Origin of the sequence: Pseudonocardia sp. T1-2H (assembly GCF_038039215.1) — a bacterium.
GTDB lineage: Bacteria > Actinomycetota > Actinomycetes > Mycobacteriales > Pseudonocardiaceae > Pseudonocardia.
Genome location: NZ_JBBPCL010000001.1, coordinates 3,252,287 through 3,265,676, shown reverse-complemented (window position 1 = coordinate 3,265,676; position 13,390 = coordinate 3,252,287). Strand labels below are relative to the sequence as shown.

The window sequence follows — 13,390 nt, the reverse complement described above, 5'->3', positions numbered from 1 at the left end:
CGAGTCGTGATCGACAGCGGCTGATCGACACGGAGAGCGCCGGCCCTGCGGCGCGGGACGGGGGAGTGGTGCGGCCAGCGGGCTCGGCACGGGTCGTCGTACTGCTCCTGCTCGTCGCGCTGCTGACGGGCACCGGCGGCGCCGTCGGAGCCGGGACCGCGATCGCCGCGCCCCCGTCGCCGACCCCGCCGCCCAACCCCAGCGACGAGCAGCTGCAGAGCAGCGGCGCCGCCGTCGCCGGCGGCGCGGCCGAGGTCGCGCAGCTGACGGACCGGCTCTCGGCGCTGCAGGCCGAGGCCGAGGACCTGCAGATCCAGGTGGCCGAGCAGCACGAGTCCGCGAACCAGGCGCAGGACGTCTTCACCACCGCGCAGGGCGCGGCCCAGGACGCCGCGGACCGCGCGGACCAGGCCCGGATCGAGACCCAGGCCGCCGGTTCGGCCATCGACGCCGCCCGAGCCCGGCTCGACGACGTCGTGGCGAACACCTACCAGCAGGGCCTCGATCTCGGCCCGATCGGAATGCTCACCAGCGCGTCGGGCCCCGAGGACCTGATCGACCGCGCCCAGATGACGGATGCCGTCGCGCAGCAGCAGGCCACCGCGCTGGACGCCCTCGAGCGGGCCCGGGTGGAGAAGGCCAACGCGGACTCGACGGCCCGGCAGGCGCAGGACGAGGCCGAGCAGCGGCAGCAGGCCGCCGCGGAGGCGAAGACGGCCGCGGACCAGGCCCTCGCGGCCGCGCAGAGCGCGTCCGACGCCCAGGCGCAGCGGCTCTCGCAGGTCCTCGCCGAGCAGACCGAGGTGCAGCGCCGCCTCGACGCCGCCGAGAACGCGGACGCGGGCCTACGGGCCCAGCGGCAGCGCTTCGACGCCTGGCAGGCCGAGCAGGCCCGCCTCGAGGCCGAGCGGCAGCGCGCCGAAGCCGCCGCGGCCCGCGCCCGGGCCGCGCAGGAGGAGGCGGCACGGGCCGCCCAGCCCACGCCCCGCAGCCCGGGGCCCGGTTCCCGGAGCGCCGCGCCGCGCCGCTACGGCTCGGCGGCCGCCCAGACCGTGATCGACCGGGCGATGGGCGAGCTCGGCGTCATCTACGCGTGGGGCGGCGGCACCGCCCGCGGGCCGTCGCGGGGCATCCGGGACGGCGGCGTCGCCGACGCGATGGGCGACTACAAGAAGATCGGTTTCGACTGTTCGGGGCTGATGCTCTACGCGTTCGCGGGCGTCGGGGTGAACCTGCCGCGCTACAGCGGCAACCAGCACGCCTACGGGGACCAGGTCCCGCTGGCGGACAAGCAACCGGGCGACATGCTGGCCTGGGCCCGCAACGGCCGCATCTACCACATCGCGCTGTACATCGGGAACAACAAGATGATCGAGGCGCCCTACTCCGGGGCGACGGTGCGGGTCACCGACGTGCGCTACGGCGGGAACCTGCTGCCGACCGTGTCCCGCGTGCTCTGACCCCACTCACAGCGGTCACACGGGCCACAGGGTGAGATGGCGGCGTGAGCGTGCACCCTTCCCCGAGAGCGCCCCCGGCCCCCCGTCGCCTGGTCCGGGAGCGTCCGCCCCGGAGCCGCCCGCGAAGGACGCCGAGCTGCTCGAACGGGTCGTCTTCGAGATCAAGCGCGTGATCGTCGGGCAGGACCGGTTGGTCGAGCGCATGCTCGTCGGCCTGCTCGCGAAGGGCCACCTGCTGCTCGAGGGCGTGCCCGGGGTGGCGAAGACCCTGGCGGTGGAGACGGTCGCGAAGGTCGTCGGCGGCTCCTTCTCCCGCCTGCAGTTCACGCCGGACCTGGTGCCCGCGGACATCCTCGGCACGCGCATCTACCGCCAGGGCCGCGAGGAGTTCGACGTCGAGCTGGGTCCGGTCGTCGCGAACTTCGTGCTCGCGGACGAGATCAACCGCGCCCCGGCGAAGGTGCAGTCCGCGATGCTCGAGGTGATGGCGGAGCGGCACCTGTCCATCGGCGGCAGGACCTTCCCGATGCCCGACCCGTTCCTCGTGCTCGCCACGCAGAACCCGATCGAGAACGAGGGCGTCTACCCGCTGCCCGAGGCGCAGCGGGACCGGTTCCTCTTCAAGATCATCGTGGAGTACCCGGGCGTCGAGGAGGAGCGCGAGATCGTCTACCGGATGGGCGCGGAGCCCCCGGTCGCCGAGCGCGTGATGGAGCCGAACGACCTGGTCCGGCTGCAGGGCGTCGCCTCGAAGGTGTTCGTGCACCACGCGCTGGTGGACTACGTGGTGCGGCTCGTCGTCGCGACCCGCACGCCCGGGGAGCACGGCCTCTCGGACATCGCGGGCTGGGTGTCCTACGGCGCCTCGCCCCGCGCCACCCTCGGGATCGTCGCCGCCGCGCGGGCGCTCGCGCTCATCCGGGGCCGGGACTACGTCCTCCCGCAGGACGTCCTGGACGTCGCACCGGACGTGCTGCGGCACCGCCTCGTGCTGTCCTACGACGCCGTCGCGGACCAGATCCCGATGGACCACATCATCTCCAGGGTGATGCAGACCGTGCCGTTGCCGCAGGTCACCGCCCGGCCTCAGGTCGCGCCCACACCCGTCGCCCCCTACATCCCGGCGGCCGGGGCGCCGTGAGCCCGGAGCCCTCCCCGCCCGAGGTGCAGCCGAGCGGGCCACCTGCCGGTACCCGGCGGGGGCCCGGCCTGCCCGACCACGAGCGGGCGGTCCATCCGCCCTCGTTGCGCGACGGACGGCTGGAGGCCGCGCTGCGCACCCTCGAACTCACCGTCCGCGGCCGGCTCGACGGGCTGCTGCAGGGCAACCACCTCGGCCTCGTCCCCGGTCCCGGTTCGGAGGCGGGGGAGGCCCGCCCCTACCTCGCCGGGGACGACGTGCGCCGCATGGACTGGGCCGTCACCGCCCGGACCACCGAGCCGCACGTCCGCGAGACGATCGCGGACCGCGAGCTCGAGACCTGGGTGGTGCTCGACCTCTCACCCAGCCTGGACTTCGGTACCGCCGGCTGCGAGAAGCGCGATCTCGCGGTGGCCGCGCTCGCCGCCGTCGCCCATCTGACGCGGGGCGGCGGCAACCGCATCGGCGCCCTCGTCGCGACGGGGGAACGCACGCACCGCTTCCCGCCGCGCGGGGGCATCGGGCACGCCCGCACCCTGATCCGCCAGGTCGCCCAGACCCCGCGGGCCGCGGAGGGCACCCGCGGGGACCTGACGGCGGCGATCGAGCAGCTCCGGCGGCCGCCGCGGCGGCGCGGGCTGGCCGTGGTGATCTCGGACTTCCTCGGCGAGCCGGAGTGGGAGCGCGCGCTGCGCGGCCTCTCCGCACGCCACGACCTGCTCGCCGTCGAGGTCCTGGACCCGCGCGAGCTGGACCTGCCGGACGTCGGCACCGTCGTCCTCGCGGACCCGGAGACGGGCGAGCAGCGCGAGGTCGAGACGACGCCGCTGCTGCGCCGCGAGTACGCCGCCGCGGCCTCCGCGCACCGGGACCGGGTGGCCACCGCGCTGCGCCGCACGGGCGCCGCGCACCTGCGGCTGCGGACGGACTCGGACTGGATCGCGGACATCGTGCGGTTCGCGCTGACCCGCAAGCGCGCATGGTCCGGGGGTGCCGGATGAGCTTCGCGTCACCGTGGTGGCTGCTCGGGTCGGTCGTCGTCGTCGCGCTCGTCGCCGGCTATCTCGTCCTGCTGCGCCGCCGTCGCCGCGACATCGTGCGGTTCACCAACCTCGAGCTGCTGAACAGCGTCGCGCCGAAGCGTCCGGGCTGGTACCGGCACGTGCCGGCGGCGGCGCTGATCGCCGCGCTCGCCGTCCTGACCATCGCGCTGGCCGGGCCGCAGGCCGAGGCGAAGGTCCCGCGGAACCGGGCCACGGTCGTCCTCGTGATCGACGTCTCGCTGTCCATGCAGGCCACGGACGTGGCACCGAACCGGCTCGCCGCCGCGCAGGCCGCCGCCAAGACGTTCGCGGACCAGCTCACCCCCGGGATCAACCTCGGCCTGGTCTCCTTCGCCGGGACGGCCGCCGTGCTCGTCTCGCCGACCACGGACCGGGACTCGGTGAAACGCGCGGTCGACGGCCTGAAGCTGGCCGAGTCCACGGCCACCGGTGAGGCGATCTTCGCTGCCATGCAGTCCATCGAATCGTTCTCCCGCTCGGTCGCGCCGACGGACGCCGAAGGGCCGCCACCCGCGCGGATCGTGCTGATGAGCGACGGCAAGCAGACCGTGCCCGGGCCGGACGGCGAGAACGACCCGCGCGGTTCCTTCACTGCCGCCCGCAAGGCCGCCGGGGCCAAGATCCCGGTCTCGACGATCTCGTTCGGCACCGCGTACGGGACGATCGACATCGAGGGCGGGCGCACCCGGGTCGCCGTCGACGACGCGTCGATGAAGGAGATCGCGGACCTCTCGGCCGGGCAGTTCTTCACCGCCGCCACCGAGGACGAGCTCGAACAGGTCTACGCGGACCTCTCCGAACAGATCGGCTACGAGGTCCGACGGGTGGACACGAGCAGACCGTGGCTGGCCGGCGGAGCGCTGCTGCTCGTCGCCGGGCTGGGGACGGGGCTGGCGCTCGGCCGTCGGTTGCCCTGAACCCGGCGGCGCCGAGTCCACATTCCATGATCGTCGAGGTCGTGCACTAGGTTCTTCCTCCGTGGGCAACAGTGACGTCGGGAACCGCAGCGTGCTCGTCACCGGAGGAAACCGCGGGATCGGCCTGGCGATCGCGACGGCGTTCGCGGCCCAGGGGGACAAGGTGGCGGTGACGTACCGCTCGAACGCCGACGGCCTGCCGGACGACCTCTTCCCCGTGCAGTGCGACGTCACCGACGCCGCCGCCGTGGACGCGGCGTTCACGGCCGTCGAGGAGAAGAACGGGCCGGTCGAGGTCCTGATCTCCAACGCCGGCATGAACGACGACGGGCTGCTCATGCGGATGAGCGAGGAGTCGTTCACCGGCGTGATCGACGCCAACCTGACGGCTGCCTACCGCGTCGCCAAGCGCGCGTCCCGCGGGATGCTGCGGGCCCGGGGCGGCCGGATGATCTTCATCTCGTCCGTCGTCGGCCTGCTGGGCAGCGCCGGGCAGGTCAACTACGCCGCGTCCAAGAGCGGCCTGGTCGGGCTGGCCCGCTCGATCGCCCGCGAGCTGGGCTCGCGCGGGATCACCGCCAACGTCGTCGCGCCCGGGTTCGTGGACACGGACATGACCCGCGCCCTGCCGGACGCCCGCCGCACCGAGATCCTCGGCCAGATCCCGCTGGGCCGCTACGCCTCGGTGGAGGAGGTCGCCTCGACGGTGACCTGGCTCGGCTCCCCGGGCGCGGGCTACGTCACCGGGGCGGTCATCCCGGTCGACGGCGGCCTCGGCATGGGCCACTAGTCACCGCACGAGAACCGCTCGTACTCCAGAAAGGCTCCCCATGGGACTGCTCGAGGGCAAACGCCTGCTCGTCACCGGCGTCATCACCGACGCCTCGCTGGCCTTCCACGCCGCGAAGATCGCGCAGGAGCAGGGTGCGGAGGTCGTGCTCACCGGCTTCGGGCGCATGCGCCTCGTCGAGCGGATCGCGCAGCGGCTCCCGAAGCCGGCGCCGGTCGTCGAGCTGGACGTGTCGGACCAGGGGCAGCTGGACACCCTCGTCGAGCGCATCTCCCCGCACCTCGGGGACGAGCCGAAGCTCGACGGCGTGCTGCACTCGATCGGTTTCGCGCCGGCGTCCTGCCTGGGGGAGGGCGCGTTCCTGAGCGCCCCGTGGGAGGACGTCGCCACGACGATCCAGGTGAGCGCGTACTCGTTCAAGTCCCTGTCCACGGCGCTGCTGCCGCTGCTCGGGCCGGGCAGCTCGATCGTCGGGATGGACTTCGACAACCGTCAGGCGTGGCCCGCCTACGACTGGATGGGCGTGGCCAAGTCCACCCTCGAGTCCGTCACCCGCTACCTCGCCCGGGATCTGGGCCCCAAGGGGATCCGGGTCAACCTGTGTGCTGCGGGACCGGTGAAGACGATGGCCGCGAAGTCGATCCCGGGCTTCGCCGCCTTCGAGGACGCCTGGGACGGCCGCGCACCGCTGGGCTGGGACACCACGGACCCGGTGCCGGTCGCGAAGACGGTCTGCGCGCTGCTCTCGGACTGGCTGCCGGTGACGACGGGCTCCATGGTGTGGGCCGACGGCGGCTTCCACGCCATCGGTGTCTAATTGAGGCCGTGACTCCCGAAGCGTTGTTGGTGCTCTCGTTCGGCGGCCCGGAGGGACCGGAGGAGGTACGCCCCTTCCTGGAGAACGTCGTCCGCGGGCGCGGGGTACCGCCGGAGCGGCTCGACGCCGTCGAGGAGCACTACCGGCACTTCGGCGGTGTCTCGCCGATCAACGCCCGCAACCGTGAGCTGATCGCGGCGATCCGCGAGCGGACGGACCTGCCGGTCTACTTCGGGAACCGGAACTGGTACCCGATGGTCGAGGACACGGTCGCGGAGATGGCGCGGGACGGCATCCGCTCGGCCCTCGTGTTCGCCACCAGCGCCTACGGCGGCTACTCGGCCTGTCGGCAGTACCACGAGGACATCAGCCGGGCGCGGAAGGCGGTCGGCGACGGGGCCCCGCACCTGATCAAGCTGCGGCACTTCTTCGACCACCCGGCGTTCGTGAAGGCCAACGCGGACGCGGTGCGGGTGGCGCGGGAGTCGCTGCCCGCCGAGCAGCGCGACGCCGCCCGGCTGGTGTTCACCGCGCACTCCGTGCCGCTCGCGGCGGACGAGGCGGCGGGCGTGCCGGAGGAGGGCGGGCACCTCTACTCCCGGCAGATCGCGGAGGCCGCCCGGCTCGTCGCGGCGGACCTCGGGGTGGAGGAGCACGACGTCGTCTGGCAGTCCCGCTCCGGTCCGCCGCAGGTCCCGTGGCTCGAGCCGGACATCGTGGACCACCTCGAGCGGCTCCACGCCGCCGGGACGCAGGCGGTCGTGGTGTCGCCCGTCGGGTTCGTGTCGGACCACGTCGAGGTCGTGTGGGACCTGGACAACGAGGCCGCGGAGAAGGCCGCCGAGCTGGGCCTGGGCTTCGCCCGCGCCGCCACGGCCGGACCGGACCCGCGCTTCGCGGACATGGTGGTCGAGCTGATCGCGGAGCACGCGCACAACGCGGCGCCGCGCGCACTGGGCAGGGTCCCGAGCGCGGGCTGCACGGTCGACGGCGCCCCGTGCGCGATCGACTGCTGCGCCCCGACCCGCCGCCCCACCCGCCCGGCCACCCCCTGACACCCCCGCGAGTCGCGGTCTGGGACCGGGCGAGTCGCCGTCTAAGACCCCGCGAGTCGCGATCTGACACCCCGCGAGTCGCGGTCTGGGACCGGCGCCGACGGCGGCTCGGGCGCAGCTCGCACGGGCCCCGGCGACGACGTCAATCCGGTTGCGTACCGGTGATCGCGGCCGCGACGAGGTCCGCGGCGGTGGTGCCCCGGGTGCGCCGGCCGCGGTCGTAGTACTGCGTCGTGGCGATGCTCGCGTGCCCGACGTCCGCCTGGACGTGCTGGATCCGGGCGTCCTGCTCGAGCGCGATCGTCACGTAGGCGTGCCGCAGCGCATGCGGATGGACCTTCTCCGCGACGTCCGCGAGCGCCGGCCCGGCGGTCAGCGCGACCCGGCGGAGCAGGGCGTTGACGTCGAACCGGGAACAGCGACCGCCGTCCCGCGTCGCGATCAACGGCGTGCGCGCCGCGGCGGTCCGGCCCCGGACGGCGGGCGTCGACGTGCCGGCGGTGCGGTCACGTTCCTCCAGGTAGGCGCGCAGCGCGACGGCCGCGAGCTCGGTGAGGTAGACCTCCCGCCGGACCCCGCCCTTGCCCAGGACCCGCAGCACCGGCTCGCCGCCGGTGACCACCAGGTCGTCCCGGTCCAGGCCGACGAGCTCCGACACGCGCAGGCCGAGCGTCAGCAGCCCGACGACCGCCACCGCGCGCCGGGCGTAGAGCTCACGGTGCCGCGTCCGGTTCGGGAGCCGGGCCGCGGCCCCCAGTAGAGCGCCGAGCTGCTCGGCGGTGAGCCGGATCGTGGGGGAGGCGTCCCGGACGCTGCGGGACAGGCCGAGGCGCGCGCGGTTCAGGGCCGCCGGATTGGCCGGGACGACCCCGGTCTCGGTGAGGTGGCCGTAGAACGCCGACAGGGTCGAGAGCATCCGCTGCCGGGTCCGCTTCTCGGCGCCGGTCGCGTCGAGCGCGTGCAGCCACGCCTTCACCTCGCTGCCGGTGGCGGCCCGGGGATCGAGCCCGCGCCCGGCGCACCAGCGGAACCAGGCGAGATGGTGCAGCGGGCCCGGCCGGGCCGGCGGCGGCCTGCGCGACGGCGGCGTGCCGGTCAGCGCGGGATCGGCGCCGGTCAGGGCGTCGGTCCAGGCCACGGGCAGGCCGAGCGCGTAGGCGTACGTGCGGCGGGTGCCGGCGTTGGCGTACTGGCTGAGCCAGTCCGCGATCTGGGCGCGGAGCCCTTCCGGGTCGTCGACGCCGGGCCAGCCGTCCGCCGGGTCGATCTCGCGCGCGACGACGGCCGGGACGCGGGGGAGGGCCTCCAGCACGGCGAGCGGTCCGGAATCGGGCACGGGGTGATCGTGCCGCGCTGCCGCTCGCCGGTGCGGGTGCCACGCCGGATCAGCGGCGCTTGCGTCTCCCACCCCAGCCGACCAGCACGCCGAGCGACTCCACGGCCGAGCTCAGCAGCTTCCCGGCAGCTCTCAGCATCTTCCTCATCCACGCAGTGTGGCGCCCCGGCGCCGGGCCCGCCCGGTCCGGGCCGCCTCTGCAACCCGCACGGGCCGGCACGCGCCAACGAAACACCGGTTTCGTGGGAAGATACTTCGACTTGAACAAACTGATAACCGGTTTAAGGTTACGAAACTGTGAACTGGTACCGTGCCGAACATGATCGAGGACGTCGTACGCTGCGGATACAGCAAGTGCCGGGCGGAGCTGCCCGCTCCCGGGCCGCAGGGCGGACGCCGGCGGAGCTTCTGCCGGGACACCCGCTGGGACGGCCGCACCTGTGCCCAGATGGCCCGGTCCGAGCGCGAGGCCCTCGGCGCCCTCGGCCTCGACGCGGGGAGCAGCACCTTCCGGCTGGACGCGGAGCGGCTGCGCGAACACCTGGACGTCGTGCGGGCACCGGTCGAGGCGCTGACCGAGGCGCTGGCGTCGGTGATCACCCGGCTCGACGAGGTGGAGGCCGCGGCCGTGCAGGCCGTCGAGACGGCACACGCCCAGGTGGCCGAGGCCGAACGGGCGCGCGTCGCGGCGGAGGAAGCCCGCGAGCAGGCCGAACAGCGCGCGCGGCAGAGCGTCGCGGCGGCGGAGCGGGCCGCGAAGGAACGGACCGAGGCGGTCGAGCGGGCCTCGGCCGCCGCGCGTCAGGCACTGGAGGCCACGGAGGCGTTGGGGGCGGCGCGGCAGCAGGCCGAGGAGGCGGTCACCGGGCAGCGGGCCGCGGAGGCCCGGACCGCTCAGGAGGCGGAGCGGGCCGCCACCGCGGAGCGGGAGACGCGCGGGGCGGTGGTCGCGGCCGAGCGGGCGCTCGTGGAGCGGGATGCGGCGCGGGCGGGGGAGCAGGAGCACCGGACGGAGGCCGCCGCGCTCCGGGAGGCTCTCGGCGCCGCGCGGGACCGGGCCCGGGACGCCGAGGCCGAACGGGACCGCTCGGCCGTCGCGCGGGAGAAGGCGGACGACGCGCTGGCCGAAGCGCGACGGGATGCGGAGGCCTCGCGGTCGGAGCGGGAGGATCTGGCGGGCCGGTTGTCGGCCGAGACGGCTCGGGCGGCGCGTGAGGAGCGGGACCGCACACGGGCGGAGGCCGAGATCGAGCGGCTCCGCGCCGAGCTCGCCCGGGCCGCCGAACCGCGGCCGCTGCACCCGGAGGATCTCCGGACCCTCGTCGCCGCGCTGGCCCGGGTACCGGCTGCGGAGGACAGCGGCGGCCCGACCGGGTGACGGATGTTCATCCCGCGTCGCCCTGGTCGACGACGACGACGCCTGCCTCGGTGAGCTGCCGGATCCGTTCCGGGCCGTAGCCGAGCTCGGTGAGCACGTCGGCGGCATCCTGCCCCAGCCGCGGCGCCGGGCCCGGCCGCCGCGGGTGGTCGCCGTCGAACGAGATCGGGAACCGGGCCATCCGCAGTGTCCCCTCGGTGGGGTGCTCGATCCGCTCGAACAGTCCGGCCGCGGCCAGGTGCTCGTCGGTGAACAGCTCCGGCACCGATCGGACCGGGGCCGCGGGGATCTGGGCCCCGTCGAGCACCGCGAGCCACTCGTCGCTCGTGCGGGCCAGAAGCTCCTTCTCCAGGAGTTGGTAGAGCTCGTCGATGTTGCGGGTCCGCTCGGTGATCGTGCGGTAACGCGGGTCGTCGGCGAGCTCGGGGCGGCCGACGAGGGCGAAGAACGTACGCCACTGCGCGTCGGTGTAGACCATCACGCTGAGGTGGCCGTCGGCGGTCCGGTACGGCTTGCGGTACGGCGAGGCCGTCCGGGCGTAGCCGGCCTCGCCGCGCGGCGGGTCGAAGACGTAGCCACCCTGCTGCTCCAGCAGGGTGAAGGTGACCATCGACTCGAGCATGGGCACCTCGATCGCCCGGCCCCGGCCGGTTCGTTCCCGGGCGAAGAGCGCCGAGGTGATCGCGCCGACCGCCAACGTCCCGACGACCTTGTCCGCGACCGGGGTGCGCACGTAGGCCGGCTCGTCCGACGCGCCCTGCACCGCGGCCAGGCCGCAGCCGGCCTGGATCACGTCGTCGTACGCGGCCCGGTCGCGATAGGGACCCTCCGCGCCGAACCCGCGCAGCGCGCAGTGGATCGCGCGCGGGTTCACCGCGGCGACGTCGTCGGGGCCGATGCCCAGTCGCCGGGCCGCCTCGGGACGGATGTTGTGCACGAACACGTCGGCGCCGGCCACCAGGCGCGACAGCACCTCCCGGCCGGCCGGGTCCTTCAGGTCCAGCGCGATACTGCGTTTGCCCTGGTTGACGTTGAGGAACACCGGGCCCATCCCGGTGCCACGCTCGTCGCCGACGTAGCGGACGACGTCGCCGTCCGGAGTCTCGACCTTGATGACCTCGGCGCCCATCTGCGCCAGGAGCAGGGTGCAGTAGGGGCCCATGAAGGTCGTGGTGAGGTCCACGACCCGCACTCCGGCGAGAGGACCTCCTTCCGGTGGGGTCGTCGTCACCACGGCTCCTTCCCGTCCACCAGATCGGCCAGCACCTGCTCGGTGTGCGCCCCCAGCGCGGGGGCCGGACTGTGCACGCGGCCCATCGCCGTCCCGTCCTGCAGCACCGGGAACACGACGTGCCGCCCGTCGCGGTGCTGCGCGACGATGCCCCTGGCGCGCACCTGGGGGGACCGGCCCGCCTCGGGCACGGACAGCACCCGGTGTGCCGGGACGTCCGCCGCGGCGAACGCGGCCAGCCACTCGGCAGCCGGGCGGGCGCGGATCGCCCGGCGGAGCAGCGCGACGAGCTCGTCGCCGTCCGCCCGCCGGGCGGCCGCGGAGCCGAACCGCGGGTCGGCGAGCGTGGGGACCTCCTCGGCGAGCAGGGGCACGAGGCGTTCCCAGAAGTGCTCCTCCACGGCGCCGACCGCGATCGTGGCGCCGTCCGCAGCCTCGAAGAGGTCGTTGGCCGGGTGCAGGTGCGGGTGGTCGCCCGTACCGTCGTCGAGACCCTCGGCGGCCCGGACGCTCGCGAAGGACAGGGCCGCGTCGGTGATCGCCAGGTCCAGGTGGGCGCCCCCGCCGGTGTCCCGCCGCCGGTAGAGCGCGGCGAGGATCGCGATGGCCGCGTAGGTGGACGCGGCCAGGTCGCTCACCGGGATCCCCGGACGCCGGACCTGCCGGTCTCCCCAGCTGCCGGGGAAGGACAGCACACCGCTCGCGGCGAGGTAGGTGACGTCGTGGCCCGGCACGTCCCGCAGGGGCCCGGTCTGCCCGAAGCCGGAGACCGAGCAGTAGACGACGGACGGGTTGACCGCGTGCACCAGGGCGTAGGACATGCCCAGCCGGTCGACGACGCCGGGCCGGAAGCCCTCGACGAGCACGTCCGCGCCCGCGGCCAGCCGGCGGCCGAGCATCTGCCCGTTGTCGGTCTTCAGGTCGAGGACGACGCTGCGCTTGTTGCGGTTCGCCGCCTCGTGCAGGGCACCGGGCAGCTGCCGTGCCGCGTCACCGGCCGGACTCTCGACCTTGATCACGACGGCGCCCAGGTCGGCGAGGATCTGCGTGCAGAAGGGGCCGGGCAGGTAACTGCTGAGGTCGAGCACCCGCACCCCGGACAGGGGGCCCGGGGCCGCCGGCGGGCCGCTCATCGGGCGGCGACCGGGGAGGTCCCGCCGGTCAGCAGGTCCCACAGCCCGTCGGGGCCGGCCCCCGCGATCCGGGCACCCAGCTCGGCCGCCCATTCGGACTCGGAGCCGTCCTCGTCGCGCCAGGACATCAGCCGGCGGGTGTGCAGGTGCAACTCGTGCTCGGTGGTGAAGCCGATCGCCCCGTGCACCTGGTGGCCGACCGCGATCGCGACCGAGGCCGCGTGTCCGGCGCAGATCTTCGCCGCCATCACCACCTCGACGGCGCGGTCGTCCTGCTGGAGCGTCTCCACGGCGAGATCGGTGATGGCCCGGGCCTGCTCGACGGCGCCGGCGAGCGCGGCGATCTGCTGCTGCACGGCCTGGAACCGGCTGATCGGCCGGCCGAACTGCTCGCGTTCGCCCGCGTACCGGACGGTCAGGTCGAGCACCCGGTGCAGGGACCCGACCATGAGCAGCGCCCGGCCGAGGGCTCCCCGCAGGGTCATCCTCGACGGGTCCGGGCCGTCGCCGGCGGGCAGCGGCCGGCAGTAGACACCGCGGGGCGGCAGCACCAGGGTGTCGCGGGGCTCGCCGGCGAGGTTCGTGCCCGGCTCGATCTCGCAGTCGTGCGGATCGATCACCATGTGGACCGTCCGGCCCGGCTGTCCGGGCGCCGCGGCGAGAACCAGGATCCGCCGGGCCGCCCGGGCCCACGGAACGCCGCACACCCGGCCGACCAGGCGCTGGCCGGGCCCGTCCGGCACGAGCGCCGGGGACACGGCGGCGGGCGGTGCGACGGTGAGCGGTCCGGGCGGGACCGCGATCCCGGCCGACGCCAGCCCCCAGCCGGCCAGCAGGGCGGTCTCGACCAGCGGCACCGGCGCCGCACGGTAGCCGCAGGCCTGGACCACGGTGGCGAGGTCACGCAGATCGCCACCGGAGCCGCCCGCGGACTCGGGGACCGACACCAGGGTGAGCCCGGACTCCTCGAGCAGCCGCCACAGGCCCGCGCTCCAGCCCTGGGCGGCCTCGTCGCGAGCGGATCCCGCCCACGCCTCCAGCATCGCGGACACCGTGGAGCGGAGCATC

Annotated in this window: 12 protein-coding genes; 8 read left to right on the top strand and 4 right to left on the bottom strand. The window is 74.6% G+C overall.

What is annotated here, in order from left to right:
* Window positions 1–65 precede the first annotated feature (65 nt).
* From WBK50_RS16175 to WBK50_RS16145, 7 genes are all read left to right on the top strand, one after another.
* Window positions 66–1,460 carry an NlpC/P60 family protein gene (locus WBK50_RS16175; RefSeq protein ID WP_341336413.1) on the top strand — a complete coding sequence of 465 codons (1,395 nt, stop codon included), beginning with the start codon at window positions 66–68 and terminating at the stop codon, window positions 1,458–1,460.
* Window positions 1,461–1,596: 136 nt separating this feature from the next.
* Entirely contained in the window at window positions 1,597–2,601 is a 1,005-nt protein-coding gene (locus WBK50_RS16170) for an AAA family ATPase (protein ID WP_341339408.1), read from the top strand.
* Window positions 2,602–2,669: 68 nt separating this feature from the next.
* Complete coding sequence (locus tag WBK50_RS16165) at window positions 2,670–3,602, top strand: DUF58 domain-containing protein (protein ID WP_341339407.1); 933 nt, start codon at window positions 2,670–2,672, stop codon at window positions 3,600–3,602.
* The gene (locus tag WBK50_RS16160) at window positions 3,599–4,582 is read left to right on the top strand and encodes a VWA domain-containing protein (RefSeq protein ID WP_341336412.1); all 984 of its coding nucleotides are present in this window, start codon (window positions 3,599–3,601) and stop codon (window positions 4,580–4,582) included. Before WBK50_RS16165 ends, WBK50_RS16160 begins: the two co-directional genes overlap by 4 nt.
* 61 nt (window positions 4,583–4,643) lie before the next feature.
* Window positions 4,644–5,372 (top strand): 3-oxoacyl-ACP reductase FabG, encoded by a 729-nt coding sequence (fabG, locus tag WBK50_RS16155; RefSeq protein ID WP_341336411.1) that lies wholly within the window; start codon window positions 4,644–4,646, stop codon window positions 5,370–5,372.
* 40 nt (window positions 5,373–5,412) lie between these two features.
* Entirely contained in the window at window positions 5,413–6,189 is a 777-nt protein-coding gene (fabI, locus tag WBK50_RS16150; RefSeq protein WP_341336410.1) for an enoyl-ACP reductase FabI, read from the top strand.
* Window positions 6,190–6,197: 8 nt separating this feature from the next.
* Window positions 6,198–7,244: a ferrochelatase gene (locus WBK50_RS16145; RefSeq protein WP_341336409.1), complete on the top strand. Its 1,047-nt coding sequence runs from the start codon at window positions 6,198–6,200 to the stop codon at window positions 7,242–7,244.
* A gap of 142 nt (window positions 7,245–7,386) precedes the next feature.
* Here the strand turns inward: WBK50_RS16145 and WBK50_RS16140 are convergent, their stop codons facing one another.
* Window positions 7,387–8,580 (bottom strand): tyrosine-type recombinase/integrase, encoded by a 1,194-nt coding sequence (locus WBK50_RS16140; protein WP_341336408.1) that lies wholly within the window; start codon window positions 8,578–8,580, stop codon window positions 7,387–7,389.
* Window positions 8,581–8,899: 319 nt separating this feature from the next.
* On the opposite strand from WBK50_RS16140, the gene WBK50_RS16135 reads away from it, so the two are divergent.
* The gene (locus tag WBK50_RS16135) at window positions 8,900–9,958 is read left to right on the top strand and encodes a response regulator receiver protein (protein WP_341336407.1); all 1,059 of its coding nucleotides are present in this window, start codon (window positions 8,900–8,902) and stop codon (window positions 9,956–9,958) included.
* A gap of 7 nt (window positions 9,959–9,965) precedes the next feature.
* On the opposite strand, the gene WBK50_RS16130 is transcribed toward WBK50_RS16135, so the two are convergent.
* Genes WBK50_RS16130 through WBK50_RS16120 form a run of 3 tightly spaced genes read right to left on the bottom strand, consistent with a single transcriptional unit; the run spans window position 9,966 to window position 13,389 of the window.
* Window positions 9,966–11,189: a CaiB/BaiF CoA transferase family protein gene (locus WBK50_RS16130; RefSeq protein ID WP_341336406.1), complete on the bottom strand. Its 1,224-nt coding sequence runs from the start codon at window positions 11,187–11,189 to the stop codon at window positions 9,966–9,968.
* Entirely contained in the window at window positions 11,186–12,322 is a 1,137-nt protein-coding gene (locus WBK50_RS16125; RefSeq protein ID WP_341336405.1) for a CaiB/BaiF CoA transferase family protein, read from the bottom strand. Before WBK50_RS16125 ends, WBK50_RS16130 begins: the two co-directional genes overlap by 4 nt.
* On the bottom strand, window positions 12,319–13,389 hold the full coding sequence (locus WBK50_RS16120) for an acyl-CoA dehydrogenase family protein (protein ID WP_341336404.1): 1,071 nt from the start codon (window positions 13,387–13,389) through the stop codon (window positions 12,319–12,321). The genes WBK50_RS16125 and WBK50_RS16120 overlap by 4 nt, the downstream gene beginning before the upstream one ends.
* Window position 13,390 lies beyond the last annotated feature (1 nt).

What these genes read in the sequence shown, in the direction of transcription:
- WBK50_RS16160 (WP_341336412.1), top strand. Translation starts at nt 3,599, where the DNA reads ATGAGCTTCGCGTCACCGTGGTGGCTGCTCGGGTCGGTCGTCGTCGTC.
- fabI (WP_341336410.1), top strand. Translation starts at nt 5,413, where the DNA reads ATGGGACTGCTCGAGGGCAAACGCCTGCTCGTCACCGGCGTCATCACC.
- WBK50_RS16135 (WP_341336407.1), top strand. Translation starts at nt 8,900, where the DNA reads ATGATCGAGGACGTCGTACGCTGCGGATACAGCAAGTGCCGGGCGGAG.
- WBK50_RS16125 (WP_341336405.1), bottom strand. Translation starts at nt 12,322, where the DNA reads ATGAGCGGCCCGCCGGCGGCCCCGGGCCCCCTGTCCGGGGTGCGGGTG.
- WBK50_RS16120 (WP_341336404.1), bottom strand. Translation starts at nt 13,389, where the DNA reads ATGCTCCGCTCCACGGTGTCCGCGATGCTGGAGGCGTGGGCGGGATCC.